This window comes from Polynucleobacter sp. HIN7 (assembly GCF_030297595.1).
Lineage (GTDB): Bacteria > Pseudomonadota > Gammaproteobacteria > Burkholderiales > Burkholderiaceae > Polynucleobacter.
The window spans coordinates 1195357-1211962 of the sequence record NZ_AP028138.1 but is presented as its reverse complement, the minus strand read 5'-3'; the positions used below and the strand labels follow the sequence as shown (position 1 = coordinate 1211962).

Here is a 16606-nt window from a genome sequence, read left to right as displayed (position 1 = left end):
TGCAAATTGATGCGATTGTCCAGTGTTCGACCTTTTCGTATTTCTCTAATCTTCAGTGCGGTACTGGCAATTTTGGCCAGTGCTTTTTGGATCATTGGTAGCGCCTGTGCGCCCACTTGGATCAAAAAGCAAATTGAGGAATATAGCCAGCAACTAGGTTATTCGGTTCAGATTCAATCCATTAGCGTCAAACCCTTTCAATTAACTGCTCGGGTGGAGGGTCTGCGCCTTCAACAAATTCAGGGCAAACAATTATTCGCATTAGATGCCGGTCTGATTCGTCTGCACTGGAGCAAATTAATGACCGGAGAGTTGGGGATTCGTGATCTACAACTCACGAATCCATCGATCTTGCTTGAGCGCCCAGATGGCGATGGAGCGAAGTGGAACTGGATGCAATTGATTGAGACGATCAATGCCCAAAAACCTCCATCGACACCCACCAAATCAAAAACAATCAAAGTATCCGTTGATCAATTCGGAATTCAAGGGGCGCGTCTTCAGTTTCGCGATGGGCAAACCAAGTTTACTGATGATCTAGGGCCGTTTTCTCTCAATCTCAAACAACTCAGTAATTATCGACCAGCGTCTGATGAGCCTGGTGTGGAGGGTTTGTATGAGCTTAATCTGGGCAAGGTTGACGTGCTCATTCCATCACTCAATAAGATGGTGCTATTTAACAACGTTCAAGCCTCGGGAGGAGTTAGTAGTCCAGAGCCTGAGCAACTTACGGCGAAGTTAAACCTCAAACTCGATGCTGGCGTATTGGATTTCCTTTTTCATCTAGAGCCTAAACAAAATTTAATTAAGATTGATGTGGCCATCGATAACCTGTCTGTGGCCCCAATCGTTACTTTGTTGCCAGCCAACAATCCTTTGCAGACCAACTCGGGTGTCATGGCTGGCAAATTGGAGTATCAAACTCGCCAAGGGCTATGGTCAACCGTGGGTGAGTTAAGCCTTAAGAATATTGAAATCACCGAAGGTAAGCCGCGGCAGCCCTTCATGAAATGGCGCCAAGCCGATCTCAAGCAAATTGATCTTCGTAAATTAGCGAGTGGTAAAACATCACTCACGATTGATGAGGTGTTGTTTGATCAACCTGACTTTAAGTACGAACTTGATGAGCAAGGGTTTTCGAACATTCGTCGAATGTTTTCTAAACCTGCTCCAAGCCCAGCTCCAGCCTCAGAGTCACCGAAAAGTGCAGCAGAAGTAAAGCCGTCAAATTTTGAGCTCGACATTAAAGCCATCAAATTACGAAATGGCATTGCGCACTATGCCGATTTGGGTGTAGTGCCACAGTTGCAAACCGATATTCGTAAACTCAATGGTTCCTTGCTCGGCGTGAGTAATGTTCCTGGCCGCTATGCAGCGATTGCTCTTGATGGATTGATTGCAGATCATGGCAGTTTTCGAGCCAAAGGTCAGGCTGCTTTTGAAGACCCGCGCCGCAACCATGATGTGTCATTCGAATTTAAGAATGTTCCACTGAAGGCTACGAATGCCTATTTCATGAAATACGCCGGGTATGCGATTCAAGATGGGCGCTTGGACCTGATGTTGAACTATAGGGCTAAGGATGCTGAGCTAGTTGGCCAAAATCGTTTCGTCATCAAAGATATTGAGCTCGGGGAAGAAGTGCCTAATTTTCAGGGGCGGCGCTTACCCCTGCGACTAGCGATTGCCTTACTAGAGGACTCTGACAATGTGATTGATATTTCACTGGGGATCAAAGGGAATGTTGATTCTCCCGAGTTCTCCGCAACGGGTCTCGTTTGGCAAGCGATTCGTACCGTCCTCACCAATATTGTTACCGCACCGTTTCGGGCATTGGCATCCTTATTGGGGCTTCAAAGCGATACGCCGATTCATGCAGTATTGGGCGAGAGCTCTTATTTACCAGTTGATCAAGAGAAACTCGATAAATTAGCAGGGGTCTTAGTAAAACGTCCCCATGCCACGATCGAGTTTGTTGGCGCCTATGATCCCAATGCCGATAAGGCAGCCTTAGCTAGGGCGCGTGCTGATCGCGCTATTTTGAACGCTGCCGGATTTAAATTGAGCCCTCAGGAACCTCTCCCTATCCCCAGTCTTTCGGACCCTCGGGTTCAATCTGGAGTCAAATCCGCGTATGGGCAACAAGTCGGCCGAATTAAATTAGTCCAGCGTTTGATTTCACTGCCTGACAATGAGGCGCGCTATCAGCAACTGCGTAATGAGCTAATCGAAAGTTATGCGGTGAGCGAGGCCGAGCTATTGCAATTGGCAAGCGCACGAGCCAATCGCGCTAAAGAGTTAATGGTTGCACAGCAACCCAATTTAGCCGAACGAATTACCATAGGAGCATCTAAGGCGGTCAGTGCTGATCAAGAGGGTATTCCTTTGGGTATTTCCTTGGGTAGTAAAAAATAACACTAACAAAGTACATTTATTTTTGAGTTAATTAGCCCCGCCTCATTTATTGCCGCTTGCACAATCGTGTTGGTGGCGTACTTCATTTTTGGAGTGACCGGTTTTGGGTCATCGATTATTTCGGTGCCGGTGCTCGTATTATTCTTCCCCTTGCAGGTCGTCGTGCCGATTATGGTGATACTCGATCTGTGTGCGGCATTCTATTTGGGCACAAAGTCCTTTGATGCAGCCGACAAGAAAGAACTCGCCTGGTTACTGCCATTTAGTTTTATCGGTATGGTGATTGGTATCACCTTGCTCTTGAAGGCTCCGCCGGAGCCTTTGCTGATCACCTTGGGCGCCTTTGCCGCATTCAATGGCTTGCGAGTGTTAACCAAGAAAAAATCGGCACCCATGCATACCATCTCGCAGTATTGGTCGATGCCCTTTGGTATTGCCGGAGGGATTTTTACAGCATTGTTTGCTACAGGCGGACCCATCTATGCATCGTATTTAGCGATGCGTTTTAACCAACCCAATACACTCCGCGCAACCATGGCCTTTGCCATTCTGATTTTTGTGTTCTTACGTCTGATCTTTATGTTGGTTACAGGCCTGATATTGAACTGGGAGGTTTTAGGTCTGGCATTATTTCTGGTGCCCTGTATGGTGATTGGTCTTTGGGTTGGCTCAAAAACCCATCGGCGCTTGAGTATTCATCATATGCAATTGGCCTATGGCAGCATTTTGGTATTTGCGGGATCGGTCCTCTTAATAAAGCAACTGTTTTAGGTGATAGACTCGACGCATGACAATGAAAATATTGATTGCTGGATTAGTGATTGCCAGTAGCTTAGGCTTATCAGCCTGTGGTACGGTACAGTCCGCCGCGCAAGCCGATTGCACGGCAGTGGGCTTACGGGTAGGAACGCCCGATTTTGAAGCCTGTTTTAAAGCCCGTGTCCGGGAAAGGGAAATGGACTACAGCAATACCTTTTTGCCTAGTTCCAATTAATCTAAACAGGTAGAAGCTGGACTCCCTGCCAAACTTCAGGGTTAACCCTGATTCGGGAGATCTTGAGCCATATCAATTACTTAGATGGGTAGATCAATTACATTGATTTCAATCATTAAAAGGTCATGTAGCACGATCTTTTAAATAACTATTTAGAGAGACTAAAACAGCATGAATCACCCTAAGCCCTCTAGCGAAATCAAGGCGGTTGCCATTGCAAGTGCAGATGACCTTCGTGAGCGAATTCGGCAAAAAAGTAAATTAAAAGGGCGACAGGCGGATGATGCATCCTTAGCCGAAGTTAAAAAACTGATCGGTGATGGCCCATATCGACGTGACCTACTAATTGAGAACTTGCATCTCATTAATGACGCCTACCGCGCTTTGCATGATCGGCACTTAGCGGCACTGGCCAAGCTAATGAACTTGCCGATGGCCGAGGTTTATGAAGTTGCCACGTTCTATCATCACTTCGAAGTCGTGCGCGGCAATGATCCGGTTGCTGATATTACGGTGCGGGTGTGCGATGGATTGTCATGCGAGCTAGCTGGGGCTAAACAATTGTTGGAACGCTTGCCAGCGATTCTGGGGAATGCCAAGACCAAGGTGATTGCAGCTCCGTGCGTAGGTCGGTGTGAGCAAGCACCAGTGGCGGTGGTGCATCAATACCCTGTGTTGTTTGCTGACGCAGAAAAAGTATCGAAGGCCGTTAAAAATCGTCAACTGACACATCCCAAGGCAAAGGATGATGCTCAATTTGAGCCCGCAGACTTTGCGCAGCACGCCGTGAGTCCTGAGCAAAAAGCCAATGAGGTATCTCCTGCGTATGTGGGTTACGAGGCCTATTGTGCAAAAGGTGGCTACGCTTTAGTCAACGAGTTTGATAGCGGTAAGCGCGAGGTTGAGTCTATTATTAAGGCGATGGAAGATTCTGGTTTGCGCGGTCTTGGTGGTGCTGGATTCCCGGCTGGGCGCAAATGGCGGATTGTGAAGGATCAACCGGCACCTAAGCTCATGGCGGTCAATATTGACGAGGGTGAGCCTGGAACGTTTAAAGACCGTACTTATTTGGAGCGCGACCCTCATCGCTTCCTTGAGGGAATGTTGATTGCTGCGCGCGTAGTTGGAATTGATGCTTGTTACATCTACTTGCGTGACGAGTATCACGGTTGCCGCGAGTTGCTTGATGCTGAGATTAAAAAACTTCAAGCGCATGCATCGTTCAAGTTGCCGCTGATTGAGTTGCGCCGAGGAGCGGGTGCCTACATCTGCGGCGAAGAGTCCGCCATGATCGAGAGTATTGAGGGTAAGCGGGGCGAGCCTAGAATGCGTCCTCCTTACATTGCACAAGTTGGTTTATTTGGTCGACCCACGCTTGAGCATAATTTTGAGACCTTGTATTGGGTACGCGACATTATTGCGCGTGGACCACAATGGTTTAGTTCCTTTGGCCGTCATGATCGCAAAGGCTTGCGAAGCTTTAGTGTGAGTGGTCGAGTGAAATATCCAGGTGTCAAACTTGCACCAGCTGGTATCACCATTCAGGAGCTGATTGATGAGTATTGCGGTGGTATGCAAGAAGGTCACACCTTCTATGGCTATTTGCCGGGAGGTGCTTCAGGCGGTATCTTGCCAGCGACCATGAATACCATTCCATTAGATTTTGATACTTTGCAGCCTTATGGATGTTTTATCGGTTCTGCAGCCGTAATGGTCTTTAGCCATCAAGATAAGGCGCGCGATGCAGCACTAAACGTGATGCGCTTTTTTGAGCACGAGAGTTGTGGTCAGTGCACCCCATGCCGGGTTGGAACTAGTAAAGCTGCGCAATTGATGCAAGCACGTACATGGGATCAGGCTACTTTGGAGGATCTGTCCACGGTGATGGTGGATGCCTCTATCTGTGGTCTTGGGCAAGCAGCACCAAACCCCATCCGTTGCATCCATAAATATTTCCCCCACGAAATTGCATAACCGCTTAGATAGGGAGCTTAAGGCGTGAACGCACCAGTCAATCCGCAAGAACTTGCATTGCAAACCGTTGAGTTCAAACTCGATGGCAAGACAATCGTTGCCTATGATGGTGAGACCATCTTAAAAGCAGCCAAACGTCATGGAATTGATATCCCCCATTTGTGCTTTAAGGACGGCTATCGTCCCGACGGTAATTGCCGCGCATGCGTGGTCGAGATCAATGGCGAGCGCACCTTGGCACCCAGTTGCTGCCGAGCCGCTACTGCTGGCATGGAAGTCAAAGCCAATAGTGAGCGTGCCCTAAAGAGCCAAAAATTAGTGCTTGAGATGCTTCTCTCTGACATGCCCGATGAAGGCTATAAATGGGTCGGTGATAGCGATGCTGAACGTGAGCGTCAGCAACATGGGGAACTTAGTGAATGGGCCAGCCGTCTTGATGTAGCGGTTCGTCCTGAACTCAAGGCCTTGCGCCGTCACCAACCACCGGCTGATTTGTCGCACCCTGCGATGGCTGTTAATTTGGATGCGTGTATTCAGTGCAACCGTTGTGTACGCGCTTGCCGTGAAGAGCAGGTCAATGATGTGATTGGCTACGCGATGCGTGGCGCACATAGCGAAATCGTATTTGATTTGAACGATCCGATGGGTACTAGCACTTGCGTCGCTTGTGGCGAATGCGTACAAGCCTGTCCAACCGGTGCTCTGATGCCCAAAACCCACATTGGTTCTCAAGCTGTTGATCGTAAGGTGGATTCAGTATGTCCATTCTGCGGGGTGGGTTGTCAAATTACCTACAACGTGAAAGACGAAAAAATTGTGAGCGTGGATGGTCGTGATGGCCCTGCAAATCACAGTCGTCTGTGCGTGAAGGGCCGATTTGGCTTTGATTATGTGCATAACCCTCAACGCTTAACCAAGCCGTTGATTCGTAAACCTGGTGTAGCAAAGGACGAGCATTCGATTGAGTCTGCAGGTAAAAATCCTGAGGATTGGAGCGAAGTCTTCCGTGAAGCTACTTGGGAAGAGGCCTTGGATCTTGCAGCCGGTAAATTAAAGGCCTTACGTGATCAACATGGCAAGAAGACTTTGGCAGGATTCGGTTCGGCCAAAGGTAGCAACGAAGAGGCCTACTTATTTCAGAAGCTGGTGCGGACTGGCTTTGGTAGCAATAACGTTGATCATTGCACCCGCTTATGCCATGCATCGAGTGTTGCCGCCTTGCTCGAAGGTGTTGGTTCTGGAGCAGTGAGCAACCAGGTCAATGATATCGAGCACTCCGGTTTAATTCTGGTGATTGGTTCTAACCCAACCGCCAATCATCCCGTGGCCGCGACTTGGATGAAAAACGCTGCTAAGAATGGCACCAAGATTGTGTTGGCCGATCCACGCGTGACCGATATTGGTAAGCACGCTTGGCGCACCTTGCAATTTAAGCCAGATACCGATGTTGCCATGCTCAATGCCATGATCTATACGGTGATTGAAGAGGGCTTGTGCGATCAAAACTTTATTTCTCAGCGCGCTTCAAACTTTGAAGCCCTTAAAGAGAATGTCAAGGGTTACAGCCCTGAGGCAATGGCACCCATTTGTGGCGTGCCTGCCGCAACCCTGCGTGAGGTAGCGCGCGAGTTTGCTAAATCTAAAGCCTCGATGATTTTATGGGGCATGGGTGTGAGCCAACACGTGCATGGCACCGATAATGCCCGTTGCTTAATTGCATTGGTCAGTATTACCGGTCAAATTGGTAAGCCTGGCTCCGGTTTGCATCCACTGCGTGGTCAGAACAATGTCCAAGGTGCCAGTGACGCGGGATTGATCCCCATGATGTTCCCGAACTATCAGCGCGTTGATAACGCGGAGGCACATGAGTGGTTCGAGAAGTTTTGGAACACCCCCTTAGATAAAAAGCCTGGATATACCGTAGTTGAGATCATGCATAAGATCACAGCACCAGATTCGGATCCTGACAAGATTCGGGGGATGTACATCATGGGCGAGAACCCTGCCATGAGTGACCCCGATCTAAACCATGCGCGCCATGCTTTGGCATCGCTTGATCACCTTGTCGTGCAAGATATCTTTATGACCGAGACCGCATGGTTGGCGGATGTGATCCTGCCAGCAAGCGCATGGCCTGAGAAAACCGGCACCGTGACCAATACTGACCGTATGGTGCAGCTGGGTAAGCGCGCTCTCAATCCACCTGGTGATGCAAAGCCTGATTTGTGGATTATTCAGGAGCTTGCTAAGCGCATTGGCTTGCAGTGGGGTTACCAAGGCGAGGAGTGCGGTGTTGCTGAGGTCTATGACGAGATGCGTCGCGCCATGCATGCAGTGATCAATGGCATTACCTGGGATCGCTTGCAGCGTGAGTCATGTGTCACTTATCCATGCTTAAGCGAGGACGATCCGGGTCAGCCCATCGTGTTTGACGAGAGCTTCCCAACCGCTGATGGCAAAGTAAAACTGGTGCCGGCCGATATTATTCCGGCCAATGAGCGACCTGATACAGAATATCCTTTTGTATTAATCACAGGGCGCCAGCTCGAGCATTGGCATACTGGTAGCATGACCCGACGCGCAGGGGTTCTGGATGCGATCGAGCCCATGGCGACCGCCTCGATGTGTGGTGAAGACATGGCAAAGTTGGGTTTAAACCCAGGGGATGTGATTACTGTGAAGTCCCGCAGGGGTGAGGTTGGGATTCATGTTCGGCGGGATGATGGCACGCCAAGTGGGGCTGTATTTATGCCGTTTGCTTACTACGAGGCGGCAGCCAATCTCATGACCAACCCTGCGCTTGATCCTTTTGGCAAGATTCCAGAGTTTAAGTATTGCGCTGTGGCAGTTCATAAAGGCGGCAAGCCAGCACAGCACATTGGTTATGACCGAACGGTAAACGATGCTATGCTCATTCAATGAGCGTAGCGCATGACCATCATCATCCTGTATTAATCATTGGGGCCGGCTTAGCCGGCCTTACTGTTGCCCTTCACCTCGCAGACCGTCAACCGGTGATCTTGATGGCCAAGCGCCGTCTGAGCGAAGCAGCAACTGCTTGGGCGCAAGGCGGGATTGTTGGGGTTCTCGATCAAGAGGACAGCATTGAATCGCATGTGGTCGATACAGTCAATGCCGGAGCAGGACTCGTTGTTGAGTCGGTGGCGCGTTACGTTGCCGAGCAGAGTGCGCAAGCAATTCATTGGTTGGTTGAGCAAGGTGTCCCATTTACTCCTGATCAATCTGGTCCCGAAGGATTGCATTTAACCCGTGAGGGTGGGCATAGTCATCGACGCATCGCCCATGCTGCGGATGCAACTGGTAAGGCAATTCATGAGGTATTGCTGGATAAGGCCAAAGCACATCCCAATATCCGGATTCTTGAAAACTGGATTGCACTCGATCTCATCACCAATAAGCATTTACAAGTGCCCGCAAAGTACAAATCGAATCGTTGCTATGGGGCGTACGCACTAGATATTGAGAAGGGTCGGGTAGAAACGATCCTAGCCAAAGCTGTGGTGCTGGCAACGGGCGGCCTGGGAAAGGTCTATCGTTATACCAGTAATCCCGATACCGCCACTGGTGATGGAATTGCGATGGCATGGCGCGCAGGCTGTCGGATCGGCAACATGGAGTTCGTGCAATTTCATCCAACCTGTTTGTATCATCCAAGCGATCGCACCTTCCTGATTACCGAGGCGATGCGTGGTGAGGGTGGAATCTTGAAGTTGCCCAATGGTCATCGATTTATGCCGGAGCATGATGATCGCAATGAGCTCGCTCCCCGCGATATCGTGGCACGAGCCATCGACTTCGAGATGAAAAAACATGGCTTGGATTATGTGCATCTCGATGCAACGCATCTTGGTGAATCATTCATTCGGGAACACTTCCCCATGATTTACTCACGCTGCCTCGCTTTGGGTATCGACATCACCAAACAACCAATTCCCGTAGTACCCGCTGCACATTACACCTGTGGAGGGGTTGTCACTGACCTTAAGGGTCGCACTGATTTAAGCGGCCTATATGCGGTAGGTGAGGCAACCTACACTGGATTGCATGGCGCTAATCGCTTGGCCTCTAACTCATTGTTGGAATGTGTGGTGATTGGTAAGGCTGCTGCAGCCGATATCCTAGAGCAGGGCGATATTGAACAAGCTCCAGTGCGGCTATGGGATGAAAGTAAGGTTGAAGACGCTGATGAGCAAGTCGTCATTGCGCATAACTGGGATGAGTTACGCTCCTTGATGTGGAACTACGTGGGCATTGTGCGAACCACACGTAGACTCGAGCGCGCCTTGCACCGCATTGAGCTCTTGCGTACTGAGGTCCAAGACTACTATGCCAATTTCAGAGTAAGCCGAGATTTAATTGAGTTACGCAACTTACTTGAGTGCGCGGAACTAGTGGTCCGCTCGGCCTTATTGCGTAAGGAGAGTCGAGGCTTGCACTTTAGTCGTGACTATCCAAAAACCTGGCCGGTTTCATATCCAACCATTCTGACCCCGATTCAAACTCAGCGCTCTACGTAATACGATCGATGCGCATCGAGTAATCGATTGCCTGAATATCTTTAGTCAATTTGCCAATTGAGATTCGGTCGACACCCGTTGCTGCAATAGTACGGAGTTGATCTTGGGTAACGCCACCAGATGCCTCTAAGAGAGCTCGGCCGCCAGTGAGCTTTACGGCCTCGCGCATTTGATCGAGAGTAAAGTTATCGAGCAAAATACTCTTAGCGCCGTGATCGATCGCCTCTTGGAGTTCTACCAGACTTTCCACTTCAATTTGTACATCCACCCCTGCGTTGAGTTGATTGGCAGCAGCCAATACCGCCACAATACTACCTGCCGCAGCGATGTGATTCTCCTTAATTAAGATGCCATCCCACAAGGCCATTCGTTGGTTCTGACCATGACCGATTCGAACCGCATATTTTTGGGCTTGCCGCAGCCCTGGGATCGTTTTGCGGGTATCCAAAATGGCGCAACCCTTGGGATTAGGGCTAGCATCTGCAATCGCCTCAACGTAGCGGCGGGTGGTGGTTGCGGTTGCAGAAAGGGTCTGCAAAAAGTTCATGGCGGGGCGTTCAGCGCTAAGTAGGGAGCGAGCGTTTGATGAAATTTCACAGACCAGATCATTGGGCGCCATCCAATCACCCTCGGAGAAGAGCCAATGAATTCGTGCCTGCGCATCCAGAGCATGAATCACCGCATCAAACCATGCAGTTCCACACAGTACGGCCGGCTCACGCACAATTAATCTGGCATGGGTAGTTTGATCAGCGGGCACCAGATTGGCGGTCCAATCGCCGCGACCCAGATCTTCATATAGAGCATCGCGCACATTGCGAGCAATCGCCTGATCTAAGGATTCGTTATCAGAAAACATGGAAAAAGACTTAGGCAGCACCAATATTTTTAATGAAGCCGTGCTGGGCTTTGGCCAATAATTCAGGGTGGGTGGAGGTAAAGTCCAGCATGCGTTTAATGCATGCCAGCGCTTCAGAGCGAATGGGCTCTCTCACCTCGATCTCGCCAAGGCCATGCTCCAAGCAATGCAAGATACCCCGCAAGCCATTCATGGCCATCCAGGGACAATTAGCACAGCTTTTACAGGTGGCGCTCTCACCAGCCGTTGGTGCGGCAATCAACTTTTTATGGGGTGCTAGCTGACGCATGCGATGCAAGATACCCTGATCAGTTGCCACGATGTATTCAGTGGCGCTACCTTCTAGTACCGCTTTGATCATCGCCGAGGTAGAGCCAACGATATCCGCTTGATCGACCACATGTTGCGGCGACTCCGGATGAACTAGAACCATGGCATCGGGATGCTTCTCACGCATTGCCGCGAGCTCAACCGCTTTAAACTCATCATGAACAATGCAGGCGCCATTCCACAGAATCATGTCAGCGCCGGTTTGCTCTTGAATGTAACGCCCTAGATGCCGATCGGGTGCCCACAATATTTTTTTACCTTGCTGGTCTAAATAGTGCACGATCGCTAGGGCGCAAGAACTGGTTACCATCCAATCCGCCTGTGCTTTCACTGCCGCACTCGTATTGGCATACACCACACTGACTCGATCCGGATGAGCGGACTTGAATTTCCGAAAGTCATCCGCGGGACACCCTAAATCAAGTGAGCAGGTTGCCTCAAGATCTGGCATGAATACGCGCTTCTCAGGACTCAGAATCTTTGCGGTCTCACCCATGAATCGCACACCCGCAACGATCAAATTCTGAGCAGTATGATTTTTACCAAACCGAGCCATCTCTAAAGAGTCAGAAACAAAGCCCCCAGTTTGCATCGCAAGGTCTTGAATATCACCATCGACGTAATAGTGCGCCACAATGACCGCATCTTTTTCCTTTAACAAAACCTTGATCCGCTCGATTACATCCTGCTTTTCTCCCAAAGCAAGGGGTGCAGGCGTTTTGGCCCACGCCTGCGCAATACAGGTAGCTCCCGATGCATCTTGCTGGGGATAATCATAAAAACTACCGGTCGAAAGTGATTGATTCATTGTGCTCATCCATCAATCTTAACTCGCAATCACTTTCGCGATAGAATCCCATCCTTAAAGGGGATTTCTATGAAACGAATCATGTTATTGGCAAAGTTACATCGGGTGGTTGTGACCGAGGCCGATTTGCATTATGAGGGTTCTTGTGGGATTGATGAGAATCTCATGGATGCCGCCGATATGCGTGAATACGAAAAGATAGAGCTCTATAACATTAATAACGGTGAGCGATTTTCCACCTACATCATTAAGGCACCCAGAGGCTCAGGTGCGATCTCCTTAAATGGTGCAGCCGCTCGTAAGGCCCATGTAGGAGACCATCTCATTATTTGCACCTACGGACCGGTTGATAATGCCGAGTCTAAAACTCATAGCCCCAAAATTGTTCTAGTAGATGAACAGAATCAGATTAAAGAAATTAAAAAGATTTAAGTGGGTCTGCTAAAACGGTAATTTTGCATCGGGCTTAACCGCCAAAAGAGCTGCTTTGAATTCTTGTTGGATTCGTTGAATCGCCTCTTCAGAATCAGCCTCAAATCTGAGTACCACAATCGGTGTTGTATTCGAGGGGCGAGCCAAACCAAAGCCATCGGCATACTCAACCCGTACGCCATCAATCGTATTCATCGATTGTGAACTTGGAAACTTGGGATTGGCTTTAATCTTTTCAAGTAAGATAAAAGATTCACCCTCGGCACATGGCAGTTGCAACTCTGGGGTGCAAATGGCATTGGGTAGGGCGTTGAGTACTTTGCTTGGGTTATCAAATTGACTGAGGATTTCTAGCAGACGAGCGCCGGTATAAAGGCCATCATCAAAGCCAAACCAGCGATCCTTAAAGAAGATATGACCACTCATTTCCCCGGCTAGAGGGGCACCAGTCTCTTTCAGCTTGGCTTTGACCAAGGAGTGGCCGGTCTTCCACATTAGCGGCTCACCTCCATGTTCACGGATCCAAGGAGCGAGGTTGCGAGTACATTTGACGTCATAAATGATTTGGCCTTTGGGATTGCGACTGAGTACATCCTTGGCAAACAGCATCATTTGCCGATCCGGAAAAATCACCTCGCCATCTTTGGTTACCACACCCAGTCGATCAGCATCGCCATCAAAGGCAAGTCCCAGCTCATTGTTGGTCGTTGCGAGATTGCGAATCAGGTCTTGAAGATTTTCAAGATGGGCAGGGTCTGGATGGTGATTGGGAAAATGCCCATCAACCTCACAAAAGAGCTCTTGCACCTCACAACCCAGAGCCCGAAATAACTCGCCAGCAAACGCGCCACCCACACCATTGCCACAATCGACGGCGATCTTCATGGGTCTAGCTAAGCGAATATCACCAACAATGGTTTGCAAATATTGGGGGAAGATATTGAAGCTAGAGTGTTTTCCGTTGCCTTGCCGAAAATCATCCGCTTCAATTTGCTGGCGTAGCCCCTGAATCTGATCCCCATAAATGGCTGAACCACCGAGCACCATCTTAAAGCCGTTGTAATTAGGTGGATTATGACTACCCGTAATCATGATGCCGGATTTGGGTTGGCAGTTGCCAATCGTTTGATGGGTGGCGAAGTAGACCATTGGGGTGGCGACCATCCCAAGGTCAATCACATTAATGCCTGTGGATAGCAAACCCTCGGTCAGGGCCTCAATCAGAACTGGGCCAGAGAGTCGACCGTCACGGCCAATTACAACATCCGTTTCTCCCAAATCGCGCATTTGACTTCCAAAGGCCTGACCAATTGCTTTAGCAATTGATGGATTCAGGGTTTCATCAATAATGCCGCGGATATCGTAGGCTTTAAAAATCGAGGCAGGAACGTTCATGGATTATTTCTGGAAGTAATGGATTCTGGCAGCAGTGATGGAATCAAATTCAGCACCGGAAGTGTCTTTTTGTTGAAGAGCGCGCTCAATGGGTTTGGCTAGTACCTTGCCGAGCTCAACCCCGGGCTGATCAAAGCTGTTCATGCCCCATAGCGCTCCCAAGCAAACGGCACGGTGTTCGTAAAGAGCAAGTAAAGCACCCAAATGATAGGCATCAAGCTTGGGTAGCACAATTAAATTACTTGGACGCTTTCCAGGATAGCTAAGATTGGGGTCGCTCGCATCACGGCCTAGGGCCAACGCCTGAGCTTGGGCCAAGCAATTGGCTAAGAGGGCATAGTGATGATCCTTAGCTTCTGGTAGGGCGCTCATCGGCTCTTTAATCGCAATCAGATCAACCGGAATGCATTCCGGTCCTTGATGTAGTAACTGGAAATACGAATGCTGGGCATTGGTACCGGCGCTACCAAACACAACAGGGGAGCTCAGCGATACCGGCTTACCTAGGCGATCGACTTGCTTGCCATTACTTTCCATATCCAATTGCTGCAACCAATACGGGAAGAGTTCCAAGGCGTGCGCATATGGAATCACTGCATACGATTTGGAATGATATTTGCTTTGTTGATAGTACAAAGCCAATGCCATTAGGATTGGGAGATTTTGATTGGGACGAGCACTGATCGCATGGCGATCCATGTGATTGGCTCCCAACAAAAATTGTTTGAAGGTCTCAAACCCATATTGCAAAGCAATGGGCAGACCAACCGCAGACCATACCGAGAATCGCCCGCCTACCCAATCCCAAAATGGAAAGACATGCTCTGCTTGAATGCCAAAGTCTTCTGCCGCTTGGACATTGCTAGTAATCGCAAATAGGGAGTTTTCGATCTGCGAGCTCGTGAGGTTCTTCGCTTTGAACCAATTAAGAACAGCGCGTGCGTTCATTAAAGTCTCAGCCGTGCCAAATGATTTGGACACAATCAGTACCTTAGTGCTATTCGCCTGAGCACGTTCTAATACATGGCTCAGTTCTGCGCTATCCACATTAGCCACAAAATGAACCCGCATCCCGCGATTGAATTTGTGCGCTGAATGGGCTAAGGCTTGCACTGCAAGTCGTGGGCCAAAGTCAGAGCCCCCAATCCCAATATGAATTAAATCTGTTACCCCCACCCATTTATTGCATAAACCCTCGATTCGTTGCCAAACCTCGGCAATCTCTGGCATCACATCCTTGCCATCAACCAGTATTGGGGATTTATCGAGATTACGTAGTGCCGTATGAAGTGCAGGGCGGTGCTCACTAGTATTAACATGTTCGCCAGCAAAGACAGCATGGAGATGATTGCTGAGCTGCGCTTGCTCGGCTTTGGCAAATAAGTTCTTCCAATCTTCAGATCCAATCCCCTGATAGGCAAGATCCAATACGATGCCAGCTGCTTGCAAAGAGCCAAAAACCGCGGTTGAGGGGTTATCGAATGATTCTGCGTTGGAGAATGCGGTCATATATAGATTTTATCAATAAGGGCTTCGAAAGCATCAAGATTTAATTTCAGTGAAATGGTACGATTTGGCATCAAAAAACAAGCAATTAATATGGATAAACTGGATTGTGTCGTCGTTGGTGCGGGAGTTGTGGGCTTAGCAGTGGCCCGCGAAATGGCATTGCAAGGTCATGAAACCGTATTGCTAGAGCGCGAAGCATCATTTGGAACCATTAGCAGCTCCAGAAATAGCGAAGTCATCCATGCAGGCATTTATTACCCTAAAGATTCGTTAAAAGCAAAACTGTGCGTTGAGGGTAATCGCATGCTCTATGAGTATTGTCGCGACCATCAGGTGGGAACCCAGCGCTACGGTAAATTAATTGTGGCAAGCGATCCACAGCAGGTTGATGATCTGCATGGTATTTTCTATCGCGCCCAGCAAAATGGGGCACGTGAGATTAGCCTCATTACAGCCAAAGAGGCCAATGAGCTAGAGCCCGATCTACGAGTTGCAGCAGCGATTTTGTCCAAAACGACTGGCATTGTCGATAGCCATGCCTATATGCTCTCATTGCTTGGCGGCTTTGAGGATGCAGGAGGAATGGTTGCTTATTTGTCTCCGTTAAATCATGCACGCGTGATTCCTGGAGGGTTTGAGCTAGAGGTGGGCGGTACCGATGCGATACAACTGCAAACTAAGTATCTAATCAATTGTGCGGGTATGAGTGCGCCGGCCGTAGCGCAACGCATTCACGGAATATCGGCCGAGCACATTCCCAAAGCCTATTTTGCAAAAGGCAACTATTTCTCCTTAGCTGGTAAGTCACCCTTTCGACATTTAATTTATCCCGTCCCAGAGCCGGGCGGATTAGGGGTACATTTGACCCTCGATATGGCGGGGCAGGCTAAGTTTGGCCCCGATGTGGAATGGCTTGATATCGATGCGGAAGATCAAATTAATTACGCAGTCGATCCCACTCGCGGTGAGCGATTCTATGCAGCCATCCGACAGTACTGGCCAGGTCTTCAAGACGGAGCGTTGCAGGCTGATTATTCAGGGGTGCGCGCCAAGATCGTCTCGAAAGATCAACCCGCAGGGGACTTTCGTATCGATGGCCCTAATGAGCATGGTATTGAGGGCCTCTACAACTTCTTTGGCTTTGAGTCACCCGCACTAACCTCAAGTTTGGCAATCGCGAAATATCTAAAGGGCTTACTTAATCCTTAGGCCTCAATTCTTCATCCAAGCTTCAACTCCCCTATAATTGCTCCTTCAGAGGAAGCGTGGCAGAGTGGTTGAATGCACCAGTCTTGAAAACTGGCGAGGATGAAAGTCCTCCGTGAGTTCGAATCTCACCGCTTCCGCCATCA

12 protein-coding genes and 1 tRNA gene are annotated in these 16606 nt (G+C 49.2%); 9 read left to right on the top strand and 4 right to left on the bottom strand.

Annotation, left to right across the window (positions count from 1 at the left end):
• Positions 1 to 9: 9 nt before the first annotated feature.
• From QUE64_RS06345 to nadB, 6 genes are all read left to right on the top strand, one after another.
• Positions 10 to 2415 carry a DUF748 domain-containing protein gene (locus tag QUE64_RS06345; RefSeq protein WP_286225011.1) on the top strand — a complete coding sequence of 802 codons (2406 nt, stop codon included), beginning with the start codon at positions 10 to 12 and terminating at the stop codon, positions 2413 to 2415.
• 72 nt (positions 2416 to 2487) lie between these two features.
• Complete coding sequence (locus QUE64_RS06340; protein WP_286225010.1) at positions 2488 to 3186, top strand: sulfite exporter TauE/SafE family protein; 699 nt, start codon at positions 2488 to 2490, stop codon at positions 3184 to 3186.
• A gap of 16 nt (positions 3187 to 3202) precedes the next feature.
• On the top strand, positions 3203 to 3409 hold the full coding sequence (locus tag QUE64_RS06335; RefSeq protein WP_286223238.1) for a hypothetical protein: 207 nt from the start codon (positions 3203 to 3205) through the stop codon (positions 3407 to 3409).
• 171 nt (positions 3410 to 3580) lie between these two features.
• Positions 3581 to 5383, top strand: a complete 1803-nt coding sequence (locus QUE64_RS06330) for an NAD(P)H-dependent oxidoreductase subunit E (protein ID WP_286225008.1) — start codon at positions 3581 to 3583, stop codon at positions 5381 to 5383.
• Between the two features lie 24 nt (positions 5384 to 5407).
• Positions 5408 to 8305, top strand: a complete 2898-nt coding sequence (gene fdhF, locus QUE64_RS06325; RefSeq protein WP_286225007.1) for a formate dehydrogenase subunit alpha — start codon at positions 5408 to 5410, stop codon at positions 8303 to 8305.
• A complete protein-coding gene (gene nadB, locus QUE64_RS06320; protein WP_286225006.1) occupies positions 8302 to 9921 on the top strand; it encodes an L-aspartate oxidase in 1620 nt (539 codons plus the stop codon). Before fdhF ends, nadB begins: the two co-directional genes overlap by 4 nt.
• Here nadB and nadC read toward each other — a convergent pair.
• A complete protein-coding gene (nadC, locus tag QUE64_RS06315) occupies positions 9914 to 10780 on the bottom strand; it encodes a carboxylating nicotinate-nucleotide diphosphorylase (protein WP_286225005.1) in 867 nt (288 codons plus the stop codon). The genes nadB and nadC overlap by 8 nt on opposite strands.
• Positions 10781 to 10790: 10 nt before the next feature.
• Positions 10791 to 11918, bottom strand: a complete 1128-nt coding sequence (gene nadA, locus QUE64_RS06310; protein WP_286225004.1) for a quinolinate synthase NadA — start codon at positions 11916 to 11918, stop codon at positions 10791 to 10793.
• Between the two features lie 69 nt (positions 11919 to 11987).
• On the opposite strand from nadA, the gene panD reads away from it, so the two are divergent.
• On the top strand, positions 11988 to 12350 hold the full coding sequence (panD, locus tag QUE64_RS06305; RefSeq protein ID WP_286223232.1) for an aspartate 1-decarboxylase: 363 nt from the start codon (positions 11988 to 11990) through the stop codon (positions 12348 to 12350).
• Positions 12351 to 12359: 9 nt separating this feature from the next.
• Here panD and QUE64_RS06300 read toward each other — a convergent pair whose 3' ends face one another.
• Together QUE64_RS06300 and pgi are read right to left on the bottom strand one after the other, a co-directional pair.
• Complete coding sequence (locus QUE64_RS06300) at positions 12360 to 13745, bottom strand: phosphomannomutase/phosphoglucomutase (protein ID WP_286225003.1); 1386 nt, start codon at positions 13743 to 13745, stop codon at positions 12360 to 12362.
• A gap of 3 nt (positions 13746 to 13748) precedes the next feature.
• The gene (gene pgi, locus QUE64_RS06295) at positions 13749 to 15254 is read right to left on the bottom strand and encodes a glucose-6-phosphate isomerase (RefSeq protein WP_286225002.1); all 1506 of its coding nucleotides are present in this window, start codon (positions 15252 to 15254) and stop codon (positions 13749 to 13751) included.
• Positions 15255 to 15344: 90 nt separating this feature from the next.
• On the opposite strand from pgi, the gene QUE64_RS06290 reads away from it, so the two are divergent.
• Positions 15345 to 16463: an NAD(P)/FAD-dependent oxidoreductase gene (locus QUE64_RS06290; RefSeq protein WP_286225001.1), complete on the top strand. Its 1119-nt coding sequence runs from the start codon at positions 15345 to 15347 to the stop codon at positions 16461 to 16463.
• A 50-nt stretch (positions 16464 to 16513) separates the two neighbouring features.
• Positions 16514 to 16603, top strand: a tRNA-Ser gene (locus QUE64_RS06285).
• Positions 16604 to 16606: the final 3 nt, after the last annotated feature.

Bases quoted from the DNA above. Each gene is read 5' to 3' on its own strand.
- QUE64_RS06290 (WP_286225001.1), top strand. From the start codon at position 15,345: ATGGATAAACTGGATTGTGTCGTCGTTGGTGCGGGAGTTGTGGGCTTA.
- QUE64_RS06300 (WP_286225003.1), bottom strand. From the start codon at position 13,745: ATGAACGTTCCTGCCTCGATTTTTAAAGCCTACGATATCCGCGGCATT.
- nadB (WP_286225006.1), top strand. From the start codon at position 8,302: ATGAGCGTAGCGCATGACCATCATCATCCTGTATTAATCATTGGGGCC.
- QUE64_RS06335 (WP_286223238.1), top strand. From the start codon at position 3,203: ATGACAATGAAAATATTGATTGCTGGATTAGTGATTGCCAGTAGCTTA.
- QUE64_RS06330 (WP_286225008.1), top strand. From the start codon at position 3,581: ATGAATCACCCTAAGCCCTCTAGCGAAATCAAGGCGGTTGCCATTGCA.
- pgi (WP_286225002.1), bottom strand. From the start codon at position 15,254: ATGACCGCATTCTCCAACGCAGAATCATTCGATAACCCCTCAACCGCG.
- nadC (WP_286225005.1), bottom strand. From the start codon at position 10,780: ATGTTTTCTGATAACGAATCCTTAGATCAGGCGATTGCTCGCAATGTG.
- panD (WP_286223232.1), top strand. From the start codon at position 11,988: ATGAAACGAATCATGTTATTGGCAAAGTTACATCGGGTGGTTGTGACC.
- QUE64_RS06345 (WP_286225011.1), top strand. From the start codon at position 10: ATGCGATTGTCCAGTGTTCGACCTTTTCGTATTTCTCTAATCTTCAGT.
- nadA (WP_286225004.1), bottom strand. From the start codon at position 11,918: ATGAATCAATCACTTTCGACCGGTAGTTTTTATGATTATCCCCAGCAA.